Source organism: Clostridium neuense, assembly GCF_045310695.1.
In the GTDB taxonomy this organism is placed as follows: domain Bacteria; phylum Bacillota; class Clostridia; order Clostridiales; family Clostridiaceae; genus Clostridium_S; species Clostridium_S neuense.
In genome coordinates, this window is the sequence record NZ_JBJIAA010000060.1 from 1 (window position 1) to 348 (window position 348).

Below are 348 nucleotides of genomic sequence, written 5' to 3' on the forward strand. Positions count from 1 at the left end.
ATATCATGTAGTATTTGCACCAAAATACAGAAGAAAAGAAATATATGGAGAGAAGAAAAAAGAGATAGGAAAAATATTGAGGCAACTTTGTGAATGGAAAGGTGTTGAAATAATAGAGGCGAATGCATGTGAAGATCATATACATATGCTTTTATCAATACCACCTAAGATGAGTGTTTCAGGATTTATGGGATTCTTAAAAGGAAAAAGCAGTTTAATGATATTTGAGAAATTTTCAGGTCTAAAATATAAATATGGAAATAGACATTTTTGGTGTCGAGGTTTTTATGTTGATACAGTAGGAAAAAATAAGAAAGCAATAGAGGAATATATAAGAAATCAACAAAA

The 348-nt window shown here is 29.0% G+C and carries 1 protein-coding gene; it reads left to right on the forward strand.

The features are described 5' to 3' along the window. The coding region (tnpA, locus tag ACJDT4_RS23360; RefSeq protein ID WP_406790024.1) for an IS200/IS605 family transposase at nt 1–348 on the forward strand (348 nt) is incomplete at both ends.